Source organism: Pseudomonas sp. SJZ103 (assembly GCF_007828335.1).
Classification (GTDB): Bacteria; Pseudomonadota; Gammaproteobacteria; order Pseudomonadales; family Pseudomonadaceae; genus Aquipseudomonas.
In genome coordinates, this window is record NZ_VIUN01000008.1 from 130339 (window position 1) to 144453 (window position 14115).

The following is a 14115-nucleotide window of genomic DNA, read 5'->3' on the forward strand; positions in this document are numbered from 1 at the left end:
CGGCGGCGCGCAGACGCGGATTTCGTCACCGGATCACCCCGCCCGGTTGAATTGGAAAATCGGTTACGAGGCAGGTCTCCTGGCTTGGGGCTTGCGGGTCTTGCGACCGGCGCCGACTGCGCCTTCCCGCCGTAATGGCAGTGGCGTGGCAGTCAGATAAACCCTTCACAGTTGCGGGGGCAGCCGCGGCTTGGACCGCGTTCCCTTCTTAGCTTCGGCATGGACCGAAGAACCTCGAAGGTGCAAGGCTACAGGGGCTCGCCGCATTTGACTACCGTCCCCGGCCCATGCTCTCCTACACATCTTGTTTCGGGTGCCCTTCACAGGGTGAAACGGGAAACCGGTGAGTCATAGCGTTATGACGAGTCCGGTGCTGCCCCCGCAACGGTAAGCGAGTGAAGCGTCAGATCCACTGTGCCTGTACGGCATGGGAAGGCGACGCTTTATAGACCCAGTGTCCCTCGCAAGCCCGGAGACCGGCCCGAATAACATCGAATAACAAACCCGCGGTGGGCGGGCGCTGTTAAAACCCTGCGTGCCTGGCTCGCGGGGTTTGCATGCGCTCGTTTCACCCTGACACCTGAAAGGGACGCGCCATGTCGATCATCAGCAGCACCTCGCACACCGCCAGCAGCTCCGCCACCCTCAGCCAACGCCTGACCGCCGCCATCGGTGCGTCGATCCTTGGTGCGTGTCTGGTGTATTTTGCCGGCTTCTCGCATATCGAGGCGGTGCACAACGCGGCCCACGATACCCGTCACAGCGCCGCGTTCCCGTGCCACTGAGGCCTGCCGATATGATCAAGCGTATTGCGCAAACCGCAGGGTTCACCGGCTTGCTCGCCGCCCTGTTGCTGACCCTGTTGCAAAGCTTCTGGGTCGCGCCGCTGATTCTGCAGGCGGAAACCTTTGAAAAGGCCCCGGCCGCGACTGAAGTCGTGCATGAGCACGCCGCCGGCGCCGCAGCACACACCCACGACGCCGAAGCCTGGGAACCGGAAGACGGCTGGCAGCGCGTGCTGTCGACCACCGGCGGCAACCTCGTGGTCGCCGTCGGCTTCGCCCTGATGCTCGCCGGCCTCTATACCCTGCGCGCCCCTACCCGTACGGCCCAAGGCTTGCTGTGGGGCTTGGCCGGTTACGCCACCTTTGTGCTGGCGCCCACTCTGGGCCTGCCACCGGAGCTGCCGGGCACTGCCGCCGCTGACCTGGCGCAACGACAAATCTGGTGGATCGGCACCGCTGCCTCGACGGCGGCCGGTATTGCCCTGATCGTGTTTGGGCGCAACTGGCTGCTGAAAGTCTTGGGCGTGGCGATCCTGGTGGTGCCACATGTGATCGGCGCGCCGCAGCCGGAAACCCATTCCATGCTGGCGCCGGAAGCCCTCGAAGCGCAGTTCAAGATCGCTTCGCAGTTGACCAACGTGGCGTTCTGGCTGGCGCTCGGCCTGATCAGTGCCTGGCTGTTCCGCCGCAACCGCGACGACCAATACTCGGCATGACCCTGGTGGTCGGCCTGGGTTGCCAGCGGGGTTGTGATGTAGACACCCTGCTGGGCCTGTTTGACAGCGCCCTCGCCAATGGCGGGATTGAGCGCCAGCGTGTCACGGCACTGGCCAGCATCGACCGTAAACAGGACGAGCCTGGGTTGCTCGCCCTGGCCCGCTTGCTCAATCTGCCGTTGCAGTGCTTCAGCGCCGCGCAACTGGCGGCGTATGAAGACCGGCTGAGCCACAAATCCACCGTGGCGTTTGCCCATACCGGCTGTTATGGCATCGCCGAAAGCGCTGCCCTGGCCCTGGCCGAACAGCTCTGCGGCGGTCCTGCCCGCTTGTTGATCACTCGCCAGAAAACCGCCCAGGCCACCTTTGCATTGGCCTGCGCCGGCTAAAATCCCGATAATCGCCCTTCCCGATCATGAGCAATCTTCATGCTCGCCCGCTTTTGCACAGGAATTCTCCATGACCGTCTACTTCATCGGCGCCGGCCCCGGCGATCCGGAATTGATCACCGTCAAAGGCCAACGCCTGATCCGCAGTTGCCCGGTGATCATCTATGCCGGCTCGCTGGTGCCGGCGGCGGTGCTGGAAGGACATCAGGCGCAACAGGTGGTCAACAGCGCCGAACTGCACCTGGAACAGATCATCGAACTGATCAAGACTGCCCACGCCAACGGCCAGGATGTGGCCCGCGTGCACTCCGGCGACCCGAGCCTGTATGGCGCGATTGGCGAGCAGATCCGTTACTTGCGTGAGTTGGGCATCCCTTTCCAGATCATTCCCGGAGTAACGGCGGTGGCAGCCTGCGCCGCGTTGCTGGAAACGGAACTGACCCTGCCGGACATCGCCCAAAGCGTGATCCTGACCCGCTACGCCGATAAAACCAGCATGCCGGCCGGGGAAGACTTCGACAGCCTGGCCCGGCATGGCACGACCATGGCGATTCACCTGGGGGTCAATCATCTGGAGAAGATCGTCGCCGAACTGCTGCCACACTATGGCGCGGACTGCCCGATGGCGGTGGTACACCGGGCGACATGGCCGGATCAGGATTGGGTGGTCGGCACGCTCAGCGATATTGCCGACAAAGTCGCCGCCAAGGGCTTTCGGCGTACGGCGCTGATCGTGGTGGGCCGGGTGCTGGCCAGTGACAATTTCAGTGAGTCGTCACTGTATCGGGCCGGGCATGCGCACCTTTATCGACCTTGATTTTTTACTTCATAAAATCACACCAACACACTGATTTAAATTAAAAAACACAAAGAGCAATGTGGGAGGGTGCTTGCCCCCGATGGCAATTTTTCAGCCTACTCCTGAGGCGACTGACACACCGCTATCGGGGGCAAGCCCCCTCCCACATTTGACCTTCCTTGTCAGGGAGATAGAGTCAACATTCGAATTTGATTTTTTAATTCACAAATCATCAACAACACGCTGATTTAACTGAATAAATGAAAAAAAATGTGGGAGGGGGCTTGCTCCCGATAGCGGTGTGTCAGCTTCCTCATGAGACGACTGAGGCACCGCTATCGGGAGCAAGCCCCCTCCCACACTTGATCTTTATTGTTAGATAGATGGTGTAAGAGCTTGAATTAAAAGAATAAAAAAACGGCGCTCACGGGCGCCGTTTTTTGTTCGCAGTGAACGCCTTACTCAGTAGTAGGCGTTTTCTTTCTGCGTGTGGTCTGTCACGTCACGGACGCCCTTGAGCTCCGGAATGCGCTCCAGCAAAGTGCGCTCAATGCCTTCACGCAGGGTCACGTCCGCCTGGCCACAGCCTTGGCAGCCGCCGCCGAACTTCAATACGGCGATGCCGTCATCGACGACGTCGATCAAGCTGACCTGACCGCCGTGGCTGGCCAGCCCCGGGTTGATCTCGGTTTGCAGGTAGTAGTTGATGCGCTCGTTTACCGGGCTATCGGCGTTGACGTTCGGCACCTTGGCGTTGGGCGCCTTGATGGTCAACTGGCCGCCCATACGGTCGGTGGCGTAGTCGACCACGGCATCGTCCAGGAAGGCTTCGCTGAAGTTGTCGATATACGCGGTGAAGCTTTTCAGCCCCAGGGCGGTGTCTTCAGGTTTCTCTTCACCGGGCTTGCAGTAGGCAATGCACGTCTCGGCGTACTGGGTGCCAGGCTGGGTGATAAAGACGCGGATGCCGATACCCGGGGTGTTCTGCTTGGACAGCAGGTCAGCCAGGTAATCGTGGGCGGCGTCGGTAATGGTTATGGCAGTCATGGAAACTCCTCACAGGCTTGCCGGCAGTTTACGCCAAAATATTACGCAGGTACAAAGTCCTAGTAATTTTGTCGGAAAAGACTCTCGCCCCAGTCAGAGGTTTTCATAACGGTTCATATCCAGCACCCCCTCTTCCACTGGCGTGGTTTCGCGGATGTACTGGGACAAATCGTGGAAATACTGCCAGAACAACGGATGGCTGCGGCGCACGCCCCAACGATCGACGATTTTTTCAAAGCGCTTGGCGTCCTTGGCCCGCTCCATTTCAGCCACGAACTCTGGCACTTCCTGCGCAGGAATATTGAACATGAAGTTCGGGTAGCTGCTGAGCACGCCCGGATAGAGGGTCAGCGTGTCGAGGCCCGGCTGATAACGGTAGGCCTCACCGAGCAGGAACGCCACGTTACTGTGAGCGCGGTTGCGCAGCAGGCTGTAGACCACACGCTGGCCGCTGGCGGTTTCGATACGCAGCATCGTGGCTTCGGGCAACTGGTCGATCACCTTGAGCCCCGCCGCCGGGCGCGAGGTCAGGCGGCTGAGCGCCTGCTCCGCATCCTGCAATGCCGGGTCGATGCCATCACGCGAGCAGTACGCCCCGGCGCAACGGTTGATCGGGTCCGGGCTGGCATTCAGGTAGCTGTAGCGGGTAAGCAATTGGTTGGCAAAGTCACGCTTCGGGTCTTTTTCATCCAGATGCAGGCCAGTGGGCTTATCGTCATCGATCGCCTCATAGTCCAGCCACAGCTTGATCTTGCCGCTGTTCTGGTACCAATCATCCATAAAGGCATCGCGGCTATCGGCGGGCATCAGGCGCAGGAAGTTCTGCTCGGCGCCGTTGCGGATCAGGTCGAAGTACAGGCGGGTCTGGGCCTGGTGCGATACGTTGCCGAACACGTCGAAGTTGACCACCAACTGGTAATAGGTGCGTTCGAGCAATGGAAAGTCGAACAACCACATCGTCTGCGGGACTTCACCGATCAGGCCTTTATTGACCGAGGCGCTGTCAAAGTGGCGAAAGATGCTTAACAGCGCGTTGTCGTTGCCGACCCATAGCGTCGACCAACTGGGCGCCGGCAGCTCGGCATAGCTGTCCCGCCGCAGCGCTTCGTACTGGTTGCGCTTATCACGGTACTTGAGCCACAGGCTGAGCACGCTGCCCACGTCGTCATTTTGCCCCGGCATCGCCAGCAACGGCGTGGCCTGGCCGCGATAGCGAGCATCGGTGATGTACAGGTCGTGGTCGGGCGCCTGGAACAACGCCCAGAAATTGTCGCGGATCACATCCGTGGCAATTTGCCCGCGGCACACCGGCCCGCGAATAAACGTGCGCACGAAGTACTCGGCGTTATCCAGCATGAACTGGTAGCGGGCCTGGGCGGGAATCGCCTCGAATGTCTCGAAAGGATTGGCACGACGGCCGGGGCCATAGCCCGGCAAGGCGCTGGCCTGCCAGTCACCGCTGTAGAACAAGGCTTTGATCCGCGCCATTTTTTCTGCGCTGAGGGGGTATGTGATGTGAGTCTTGTGGACGATCACCCCTTGTACGGGCCACAGGCGGTAGTACACGCGGGTGCCGGGATCGTCATTGGGACGACGGGTGTTGATCAGGTCAATCGGCTGGCCGCTGGGGGTACGCGAGCGCACCCACTGGAAGAAATGCCCCGGCTCACCGCCTTCGAAATAGAGGTGCGCAATAAACAAATGCTCGAACAGCCAACGGGCCACCAGGCTTTCCCGGGCGCCGGGGGCGTTGAACAGGTTTTCCCATTGCAGCACCTGCGCGGCTTCCTGGGCACTGGGGGCCACACCTTGCTCGTCAATCGGTGCACCGGAGGCCAGCCAGCGTTGCAGCGTCTGGTATTGCTGGTCGCTCAAGCCAGTTACGGCCAGAGGCATGCCTTCATTGGGGTGAGCACCGGCGTAAGCGTCGAACTCTCCCGGCAACGGGCACATATTCTGGCGGTCAAGGCCCAGCACAATATCAGCGGGCAACTTGGCGTTGGGTTGTAACGGCGCGCCGCGATGACCGAGTTCGAGCATGCGCGCCATCAGCGCAGCTTGGCTGCCTTGGGCGTCGAGTACTGAGCTGAAGCCTTCGCGCTGCCATGCAGCTTTGCCGAACGCGTCATAGAACAGGCGGGTCGGCTTGGTCGCCTGGCTACGTTCGCCATCGTAGACCGGCACCTTACTGGCGCCCCGCGTCGCACCCTCGGCACTGCCCAGGTTCAGTTGGCAGGCCGAGTCGTAGCACGCATGGCAAGCCACGCACTTCTCGGTGAAGATTGGTTGGATGTCGCGGGTATAAGAGATCGCCGAAGAGGGACCTTCCGCCAACGCGGTACTGGCTATCAAGGCCAGGACGGCGCTGACGATAAGACGAAGTGACATGTATCCGGTCCCGATTCAATACGTGCGATTTAAAGTTGCGGTGATTCTAGCGGGCCATGCCCTCCATCAACATGAACGATATTCATGCAAAACCTGGACATGCCGCAAATCCGCACAGGTTTGTTATGATCCACGCCCTCCGTAATGCCTGACCAGAGTAGTCCCATGTCCGATCGTAGCGCTCGTCTGCAAGCCCTTCACCACGCCCTCAAGGAACGCATCCTGATCCTCGACGGCGGCATGGGCACGATGATCCAGAGCTATAAACTGGAAGAACATGACTACCGCGGCAAGCGCTTCGCCGACTGGCCGAGCGACGTCAAGGGCAACAACGACCTGCTGGTGCTCACCCGCCCGGACGTGATCGGCGGGATCGAGAAGGCCTACCTGGACGCCGGTGCCGACATCCTCGAGACCAACACCTTCAACGCCACCCGTATCTCCATGGCCGACTACGGCATGGAAGAGCTGGCCTATGAACTGAACGTCGAAGGCGCACGCCTGGCACGCAAGATCGCCGATGCCAAGACCGCCGAGAACCCGGCCAAGCCGCGCTTCGTTGCCGGCGTCCTCGGCCCGACCAGCCGCACCTGCTCGCTGTCGCCCGATGTGAACAACCCCGGCTACCGCAACGTCACCTTCGATGAACTGGTGGAGAACTACACCGAGGCCACCAAAGGCCTGATCGAGGGCGGCGCCGACCTGATCCTGATCGAGACCATCTTCGACACCCTCAACGCCAAGGCCGCGATCTTCGCCGTGCAGGGTGTGTTCGAAGCGCTCGGCATCGAATTGCCGATCATGATCTCCGGCACCATCACCGACGCCTCCGGCCGTACCTTGTCGGGCCAGACCACTGAAGCCTTCTGGAACTCGGTCGCCCACGCCAAGCCGATTTCCGTGGGCCTGAACTGCGCCCTCGGCGCCAGCGAGCTGCGCCCGTACCTGGAAGAGTTGTCCAACAAAGCCAACACCCACGTGTCTGCGCACCCGAACGCCGGCTTGCCCAACGAGTTCGGCGAATACGACGAACTGCCGTCGGAAACCGCCAAGGTCATCGAAGAGTTCGCCCAGAGCGGCTTCCTCAATATCGTCGGCGGCTGCTGCGGCACCACTCCGGGCCATATTGAAGCCATCGCCAAGGCCGTGGCCGGCTACGCGCCGCGCCCGATCCCGGACATCCCCAAGGCCTGCCGCCTGTCGGGCCTGGAGCCGTTCACGATTGATCGCAGTTCGTTGTTCGTCAACGTCGGCGAGCGCACCAACATCACCGGTTCTGCGCGTTTCGCCCGCCTGATCCGTGAAGACAACTACACCGAAGCCCTGGAAGTCGCCCTGCAGCAGGTGGAAGCCGGCGCCCAGGTGATCGACATCAACATGGACGAGGGCATGCTCGATTCGAAGAAGGCTATGGTGACCTTCCTCAATCTGATTGCCGGCGAGCCGGACATCTCCCGCGTACCGATCATGATCGACTCCTCCAAGTGGGAAGTGATCGAAGCCGGCCTCAAGTGCATCCAGGGCAAGGGCATCGTCAACTCCATCAGCATGAAGGAAGGCGTCGAGCAGTTCATTCACCACGCCAAGCTGTGCAAGCGCTACGGCGCCGCCGTAGTGGTGATGGCCTTCGACGAAGCCGGCCAGGCCGACACCGAAGCGCGCAAGAAGGAAATCTGCAAACGTTCCTACGACATCCTGGTGAATGAAGTCGGCTTCCCGCCGGAAGACATCATCTTCGACCCGAACATCTTCGCGGTCGCCACCGGTATCGAAGAACACAACAATTACGCCGTCGACTTCATCAACGCCTGCGCCTATATCCGCGACGAGCTGCCGTACGCGCTGACCTCCGGTGGCGTGTCCAACGTGTCGTTCTCGTTCCGCGGCAATAACCCGGTGCGTGAGGCGATCCACTCGGTGTTCCTGCTGTACGCGATCCGCAACGGCCTGACCATGGGTATTGTCAACGCCGGCCAGTTGGAGATCTACGACCAGATCCCGGCCGAGCTGCGCGATGCCGTGGAAGATGTAGTCCTCAACCGCACCCCGGAAGGCACCGACGCCCTCCTCGCCATCGCCGACAAGTACAAGGGCGACGGCAGCGTAAAAGAGGCCGAGACCGAAGAATGGCGCGGCTGGCCGGTCAACAAGCGCCTGGAACACGCGCTGGTCAAGGGCATCACCACCCATATCGTCGAAGACACCGAAGAATCGCGGCAGTCGTTCGCGCGTCCGATCGAAGTGATCGAAGGCCCGTTGATGTCCGGCATGAACATCGTCGGCGACCTGTTCGGCGCCGGCAAAATGTTCCTGCCCCAGGTGGTGAAATCCGCCCGCGTGATGAAGCAGGCCGTGGCCCACTTGATCCCGTTCATCGAGCTGGAAAAAGGCGACAAGCCGGAAGCCAAGGGCAAGATCCTGATGGCCACGGTGAAAGGCGACGTGCATGACATCGGCAAGAACATCGTCGGCGTGGTGCTCGGTTGCAACGGCTATGACATCGTCGACCTCGGCGTGATGGTGCCGGCCGAGAAGATCCTGCAGGTGGCCAAGGAGCAGAAGTGCGACATTATCGGGCTGTCCGGCCTGATCACGCCGTCCCTGGACGAGATGGTGCATGTGGCCCGCGAGATGCAACGCCAGGACTTCCACCTGCCACTGATGATCGGCGGCGCGACCACCTCCAAGGCGCACACGGCGGTGAAGATCGAGCCCAAGTACAGCAACGATGCAGTGATCTACGTCACCGACGCCTCCCGCGCGGTGGGGGTGGCCACGCAGCTGCTGTCCAAGGAATTGAAGGCCGGCTTCGTCGAGAAGACCCGCCTGGAATACATCGACGTGCGTGAGCGCACCTCCAACCGCAGCGCGCGCACCGAACGCCTGAGCTACCCGGCGGCCATCGCCAAGAAGCCGCAGTTCGACTGGAGCACCTACGCGCCGGTCAAGCCAACCTTCACCGGTTCAAGGGTGCTGGACAATATCGACCTCAACGTCCTGGCCGAGTACATCGACTGGACCCCGTTCTTTATTTCCTGGGACCTGGCCGGCAAGTTCCCACGCATCCTTACCGATGAAGTGGTGGGTGAAGCCGCCACCGCTCTGTACGCCGACGCCCGGGAAATGCTCAGGAAGCTGATCGACGAAAAACTCATCAGCGCCCGTGCGGTGTTCGGTTTCTGGCCGACCAACCAGGTGCAGGACGATGACCTGGAAGTCTACGGTGAAGACGGCCAGCCGATTGCCAAACTGCATCACCTGCGCCAGCAGATCATCAAGACCGACGGCAAGCCGAACTTCTCCCTGGCCGACTTCGTGGCACCAAAAGACAGCGGCGTGACCGACTACATCGGTGGCTTCATCACCACCGCCGGCATCGGCGCCGAAGAAGTGGCCAAGGCTTACCAGGACGCCGGCGACGACTACAACTCGATCATGGTCAAGGCCCTGGCCGACCGCCTGGCCGAGGCCTGTGCCGAGTGGCTGCACCAGCAGGTGCGTAAGGAACACTGGGGCTACGCCAAGGACGAGCAACTGGATAATGAGGCGCTGATCAAGGAGCAATACAGCGGCATCCGCCCTGCCCCCGGTTACCCGGCGTGTCCGGATCACACCGAGAAAGCCCAGTTGTTCCAACTGCTCGACCCCGAGGCCCGCGAAATGCACGCTGGGCGCAGCGGAGTGTTCCTCACCGAGCATTACGCGATGTTCCCGGCGGCGGCGGTCAGCGGCTGGTACTTCGCCCACCCGCAGGCGCAGTACTTTGCGGTGGGCAAGGTCGACAAGGACCAGGTAACCAGCTACACCGCGCGCAAGGGCCAGGATCTGGCCGTGACCGAGCGCTGGCTGGCGCCGAACCTGGGTTACGACAACTAAGCCGGCCTGGATTGTCTATGCTGTCCGTCACACACCTTTTGTCGAGGGATGTATGGACGATCCAGTCAACAACAAACCGCCGACCTTCTGGCAGATGCTCCACAGCGTCATGGCCGCCGCCTTTGGCGTGCAGAGCGGCAAAAATCGCGCGCGGGACTTCACCCACGGCAAGCCCAGCCACTTCGTGATCCTGGGCATTCTGTTTACGGCGGTGTTTGCCTTGACCTTGTTTGGAATCGTCAAGTTGGTGCTGCACCTGGCCGGCGTCTAGCGCAGTAACAGGTGCAGGCTGAACGGGTAACGATAGGACGCCGGCTTACCCTGGGCGGACAGCGCGCGAAAATTCACCGACGGTGTCGGCCCCAACAAGCGCCGCGCCTGGCCGGCATCGATCAATTGGAACAAGGCCAACTGACGGTCGCGCCCGCCGTATGCGCCAATGTCCAGGCCCTTGGCATCATCATGAACCAATACCATGGCCCAGCCACCGACGGTGAAATGCCCGGCGACCAAGGATGATAAGCGTCCGTCCAATCGCGCCTGCAAGATCTCCGGCGAACTGTTGAGTGCGCTGAACAGCAGATCCTTACCCGGCAACCGTCCACTGGCCTGCAGCGCTTGCATGGCACCCAGTGCCATCTGATCGTTGGCCGACCACACCAGCGCCGTCTGCGGGTAGCGCTTGAACAGTTGCGTCGCTTGCTCGAAGGCGCGTTCGCGGCTCCACTCACCGTAGACCAACTGACGCAGGCGCACCTCGGGATGCTCGGCCAGCGCCCGCCGCATGCCTCGCTCACGCAGTTGCGCGACCGGCGTGGTCTTGACGCCGGAAAAGGCCAGCAGATCGAGGGATTGGCCGGGGCCAACCGGGCCGTGCTGGCGCAACAGGTCACGGAGCATCAGGTAGCCAGCCTGTTCATCGTCAGCGACCAGGCTGCCGATCAAACGGATGCCACGGCGGGCTCCCAGCAATTGCTCCTGATCGGGGGTCAGCGCACTGTTCACGAGCAGCAGCTTGACGCCACTGCCCTCGGCCATGCGCAGGATCTGCGGCGCAACGTACTGCTCATTCACCAGTATCAGGTAATCAGGCCGCTGGCTGCCTTGCAGCACTTCACGCGCCTGGAGCAGCGTGTTGTCGGTACTACGCTCGCCATAACGCACACGCAAATCCAGGCCGAGGTCCTTGGCGGCGGCCTGCATGAATTGCGTGTAGCTGACCCAGAAGGTTTCCGTCGACATGCCCGGATTGAGAAACACCACCGACGTTGCATGAGCCATCACCCCATACGTCGATCCCAGCAACCAGACACACGTAATCAACACCTTCAACATGGATGCTTGAGCCTCGAAAATAGGCCGCCATGATAGTGGCAATGCCTGAACCAATCGAGGCTCAATCAACGTCCTTTATTGGTGGCTGACCCAGAATACGGCCGTTCCCACCACCAGAATGATCAAGAACAGAATGGCCCAGGCATCGACGGTACTGTCAGGTTTACGGGCTTTTGTCGGATTGCTCATTGCATCGCCTCTTGTCGGTTTTATAGGTGATTGCACTCAAACACGCTCACAGTAAAGTTCACGATTGCCCGCATGACAAATGTGGGTATCACGATAACCCTTCTCATTAGTCATTTTGGTTATGTGCATATACTCAAACATCACTTTTGCGCATAAACGCAAACTGGTATCGTGCGCCGGCTCCGTTGGGAGTGCGCGGCCGTGCGCGCAGATTTGCCGAGAACAGGACCTATATGTACGTATACGACGAATACGATCAGCGCATCATCGAGGACCGCGTCAAGCAGTTCCGTGATCAGACCCGACGCTACCTAGCAGGTGAACTGAGCGAAGAAGAGTTCCGCCCTCTGCGCCTGCAAAATGGCCTTTATGTTCAGCGCTTTGCGCCGATGCTGCGGGTGGCCGTGCCTTATGGCCAACTGACTTCGCGCCAGACCCGCATGATGGCCAAGATTGCCCGCGACTTCGACAAAGGCTATGCCCACATCAGTACCCGCCAGAACGTGCAGTTCAACTGGCCGGCCCTGGAAGATGTGCCGGATATCCTGGCTGAACTGGCCACCGTGCAGATGCACGCCATTCAGACCAGCGGTAACTGCCTGCGCAACGTGACCACCGACCAATTCGCCGGAGTTGCCGCCGACGAGCTGATCGACCCACGCCCGTGGTGTGAAATCGTCCGTCAATGGACCACCTTCCACCCCGAGTTCGCCTACCTGCCCCGCAAGTTCAAGATCGCCATCAATGGCTCGAGCTCTGACCGTGCAGCCATCGAAGTACACGATATCGGCCTGGAGCCGGTGTACAACGCGGCCGGCGAGCTGGGTTTCCGTGTCCTGGTGGGTGGCGGCCTGGGCCGTACCCCGGTCGTGGGTGCTTTCATCAACGAGTTCCTGCCGTGGCAGGACCTGTTGAGCTACCTCGACGCCATCCTGCGGGTCTACAACCGCTACGGCCGTCGGGACAACAAGTACAAGGCGCGGATCAAGATCCTCGTCAAGGCGCTGACCCCTGAGGTGTTCGCCCAGAAAGTCGATGCCGAGATGGAGCACCTGCGCGGCGGCCAGACCACCCTGACCGAAGCCGAAGTGCACCGTGTGGCCAAGCACTTCGTCGATCCTGAGTACAAGGCCCTGAGCAATCAGGACGCCGAGCTCGCAGCGCTCGACCAGCAGCACCCAGGCTTTGCCCGCTGGCGCACCCGCAACACCCTGGCGCACAAAAAGCCGGGCTATGTGGCGGTGACCCTGTCGCTGAAACCGACCGGTGTTGCACCGGGCGACATCACCGACAAGCAGCTGGACGCCGTCGCAGACCTGGCCGAGCGCTACAGCTTTGGCCAGCTGCGCACCTCCCACGAGCAGAACATCATTCTCGCGGACGTTGAGCAGAGCCAACTGTTCACCCTGTGGGGCGAGCTGCGCGAAGGCGGTTTCGCCACGCCGAACATCGGCCTGCTGACCGACATCATCTGCTGCCCGGGCGGCGACTTCTGCTCCCTGGCCAACGCCAAGTCGATCCCGATTGCCGAATCGATCCAGCGCCGTTTCGACGACCTGGACTACCTGTTCGACATCGGCGAGCTGGACCTGAACATCTCCGGTTGCATGAACGCCTGTGGTCACCACCACGTCGGCCACATCGGCATCCTGGGCGTGGACAAGAAAGGCGAAGAATTCTACCAAGTGTCCCTGGGTGGCAGCGCCAGCCGCGATGCGAGCCTGGGCAAGATCCTTGGCCCATCCTTCGCCCAGGAAGCCATGCCCGAGGTGATCGGCAAGCTGATCGACGTGTACATCGAACAGCGCACCGAAGATGAGCGTTTCATCGACACCTACCAGCGCATCGGCATTGACCTGTTCAAGGAGCGCGTCTATGCAGCGAATCATTAAGAACAACGAAGTCCTCGACGAAACCTGGCACCTGCTGCCCAAGGACGCGAGCTTCGACGGCATTTCCAACTGCGACGACCTGATCGTGCCGCTGGCGCTGTGGCGCGAACATGGCCACGCCCTCAAGGCTCGCGACGGCGGCCTGGGTGTGTGGCTGGACGCCGATGAAGAAGCCGAGGAGATCGGCGCAGACGTGGAACACTTCCAAGTCATTGCCCTGAACTTCCCGGCCTTCACCGACGGTCGCAACTACTCCAACGCTCGGTTGCTGCGTGACCGCTATGGTTACAAAGGCGAGCTGCGGGCGATTGGCGACGTGTTGCGCGACCAACTGTTCTACCTGCGCCGTTGCGGGTTCGATGCCTTCGCCTTGCGCGCCGACAAAGACCCGTACGAAGCGCTGGAAAGCCTCAAGGACTTCTCGGTGACGTACCAGGCTGCAACGGACGAACCGCTGCCGCTGTTCCGTCGTCGCTGAGCATCAAATGTGGGAGGGGGGGGTTGCTCCCGTGACGGCTCTGGAGCTGACAACTCTGTAACTGATGCCCCGCGCTAAATGTGGGAGGGGCGGTGCGACGATTCGACTTGCCCCCGATGGCGGCCTCTGGGCCGCCCATGTGCTTGGGTTGGAATGAGTACATATCCATTGCTGCGGTAACGGCTACTTATGGTTTCGCTCTTACAGCGACTCACTTTTGG

General features: G+C 61.0%; 11 protein-coding genes and 2 riboswitches. Of the genes, 8 read left to right on the forward strand and 3 right to left on the reverse strand.

Annotated features, from left to right (window positions below; all coding sequences use genetic code 11):
• Positions 1-51 precede the first annotated feature (51 nt).
• A riboswitch (cobalamin riboswitch) is annotated at positions 52-252 on the reverse strand.
• A gap of 42 nt (positions 253-294) precedes the next feature.
• A riboswitch (cobalamin riboswitch) is annotated at positions 295-500 on the forward strand.
• 96 nt (positions 501-596) lie between these two features.
• The 4 genes from FBY10_RS18415 to cobM all read left to right on the forward strand — a co-directional run bounded on the left by FBY10_RS18415 (position 597) and on the right by cobM (position 2707).
• Complete coding sequence (locus FBY10_RS18415) at positions 597-785, forward strand: CbtB-domain containing protein (protein ID WP_027606475.1); 189 nt, start codon at positions 597-599, stop codon at positions 783-785.
• 11 nt (positions 786-796) lie between these two features.
• Complete coding sequence (locus FBY10_RS18420) at positions 797-1501, forward strand: CbtA family protein (protein ID WP_131696628.1); 705 nt, start codon at positions 797-799, stop codon at positions 1499-1501.
• Positions 1498-1890 carry a cobalamin biosynthesis protein gene (locus tag FBY10_RS18425; protein ID WP_131696629.1) on the forward strand — a complete coding sequence of 131 codons (393 nt, stop codon included), beginning with the start codon at positions 1498-1500 and terminating at the stop codon, positions 1888-1890. Before FBY10_RS18420 ends, FBY10_RS18425 begins: the two co-directional genes overlap by 4 nt.
• Before the next feature lie 70 nt (positions 1891-1960).
• Positions 1961-2707 carry a precorrin-4 C(11)-methyltransferase gene (cobM, locus tag FBY10_RS18430; protein WP_131696630.1) on the forward strand — a complete coding sequence of 249 codons (747 nt, stop codon included), beginning with the start codon at positions 1961-1963 and terminating at the stop codon, positions 2705-2707.
• Between the two features lie 444 nt (positions 2708-3151).
• On the opposite strand, the gene nfuA is transcribed toward cobM, so the two are convergent.
• Together nfuA and FBY10_RS18440 are read right to left on the reverse strand one after the other, a co-directional pair.
• Positions 3152-3736, reverse strand: a complete 585-nt coding sequence (gene nfuA, locus FBY10_RS18435) for a Fe-S biogenesis protein NfuA (RefSeq protein WP_027606479.1) — start codon at positions 3734-3736, stop codon at positions 3152-3154.
• A gap of 93 nt (positions 3737-3829) precedes the next feature.
• The gene (locus FBY10_RS18440) at positions 3830-6124 is read right to left on the reverse strand and encodes a fatty acid cis/trans isomerase (RefSeq protein WP_145337277.1); all 2295 of its coding nucleotides are present in this window, start codon (positions 6122-6124) and stop codon (positions 3830-3832) included.
• Positions 6125-6289: 165 nt separating this feature from the next.
• On the opposite strand from FBY10_RS18440, the gene metH reads away from it, so the two are divergent.
• Both metH and FBY10_RS18450 read left to right on the forward strand, forming a co-directional pair.
• Positions 6290-10000 carry a methionine synthase gene (gene metH, locus FBY10_RS18445; RefSeq protein ID WP_131696632.1) on the forward strand — a complete coding sequence of 1237 codons (3711 nt, stop codon included), beginning with the start codon at positions 6290-6292 and terminating at the stop codon, positions 9998-10000.
• 52 nt (positions 10001-10052) lie between these two features.
• Positions 10053-10271 carry a DUF2970 domain-containing protein gene (locus tag FBY10_RS18450; protein ID WP_027606482.1) on the forward strand — a complete coding sequence of 73 codons (219 nt, stop codon included), beginning with the start codon at positions 10053-10055 and terminating at the stop codon, positions 10269-10271.
• Here FBY10_RS18450 and FBY10_RS18455 read toward each other — a convergent pair.
• Positions 10268-11335 (reverse strand): ABC transporter substrate-binding protein, encoded by a 1068-nt coding sequence (locus FBY10_RS18455; protein ID WP_145337276.1) that lies wholly within the window; start codon positions 11333-11335, stop codon positions 10268-10270. The two genes, FBY10_RS18450 and FBY10_RS18455, sit on opposite strands and share 4 nt — an antisense overlap.
• Positions 11336-11757: 422 nt before the next feature.
• Between FBY10_RS18455 and FBY10_RS18460 the strand changes: the two genes are divergently transcribed.
• Positions 11758-13416 carry a nitrite/sulfite reductase gene (locus tag FBY10_RS18460; protein ID WP_145337275.1) on the forward strand — a complete coding sequence of 553 codons (1659 nt, stop codon included), beginning with the start codon at positions 11758-11760 and terminating at the stop codon, positions 13414-13416.
• Positions 13400-13894, forward strand: coding sequence for a DUF934 domain-containing protein (locus tag FBY10_RS18465; RefSeq protein ID WP_003235539.1), 495 nt, complete (start codon positions 13400-13402; stop codon positions 13892-13894). Before FBY10_RS18460 ends, FBY10_RS18465 begins: the two co-directional genes overlap by 17 nt.
• Positions 13895-14115: the final 221 nt, after the last annotated feature.

What these genes read in the sequence shown, in the direction of transcription:
- FBY10_RS18415 (WP_027606475.1), top strand. Translation starts at nt 597, where the DNA reads ATGTCGATCATCAGCAGCACCTCGCACACCGCCAGCAGCTCCGCCACC.
- cobM (WP_131696630.1), top strand. Translation starts at nt 1,961, where the DNA reads ATGACCGTCTACTTCATCGGCGCCGGCCCCGGCGATCCGGAATTGATC.
- FBY10_RS18425 (WP_131696629.1), top strand. Translation starts at nt 1,498, where the DNA reads ATGACCCTGGTGGTCGGCCTGGGTTGCCAGCGGGGTTGTGATGTAGAC.
- FBY10_RS18450 (WP_027606482.1), top strand. Translation starts at nt 10,053, where the DNA reads ATGGACGATCCAGTCAACAACAAACCGCCGACCTTCTGGCAGATGCTC.
- FBY10_RS18455 (WP_145337276.1), bottom strand. Translation starts at nt 11,335, where the DNA reads ATGTTGAAGGTGTTGATTACGTGTGTCTGGTTGCTGGGATCGACGTAT.
- nfuA (WP_027606479.1), bottom strand. Translation starts at nt 3,736, where the DNA reads ATGACTGCCATAACCATTACCGACGCCGCCCACGATTACCTGGCTGAC.
- FBY10_RS18420 (WP_131696628.1), top strand. Translation starts at nt 797, where the DNA reads ATGATCAAGCGTATTGCGCAAACCGCAGGGTTCACCGGCTTGCTCGCC.
- metH (WP_131696632.1), top strand. Translation starts at nt 6,290, where the DNA reads ATGTCCGATCGTAGCGCTCGTCTGCAAGCCCTTCACCACGCCCTCAAG.
- FBY10_RS18440 (WP_145337277.1), bottom strand. Translation starts at nt 6,124, where the DNA reads ATGTCACTTCGTCTTATCGTCAGCGCCGTCCTGGCCTTGATAGCCAGT.
- FBY10_RS18460 (WP_145337275.1), top strand. Translation starts at nt 11,758, where the DNA reads ATGTACGTATACGACGAATACGATCAGCGCATCATCGAGGACCGCGTC.
- FBY10_RS18465 (WP_003235539.1), top strand. Translation starts at nt 13,400, where the DNA reads ATGCAGCGAATCATTAAGAACAACGAAGTCCTCGACGAAACCTGGCAC.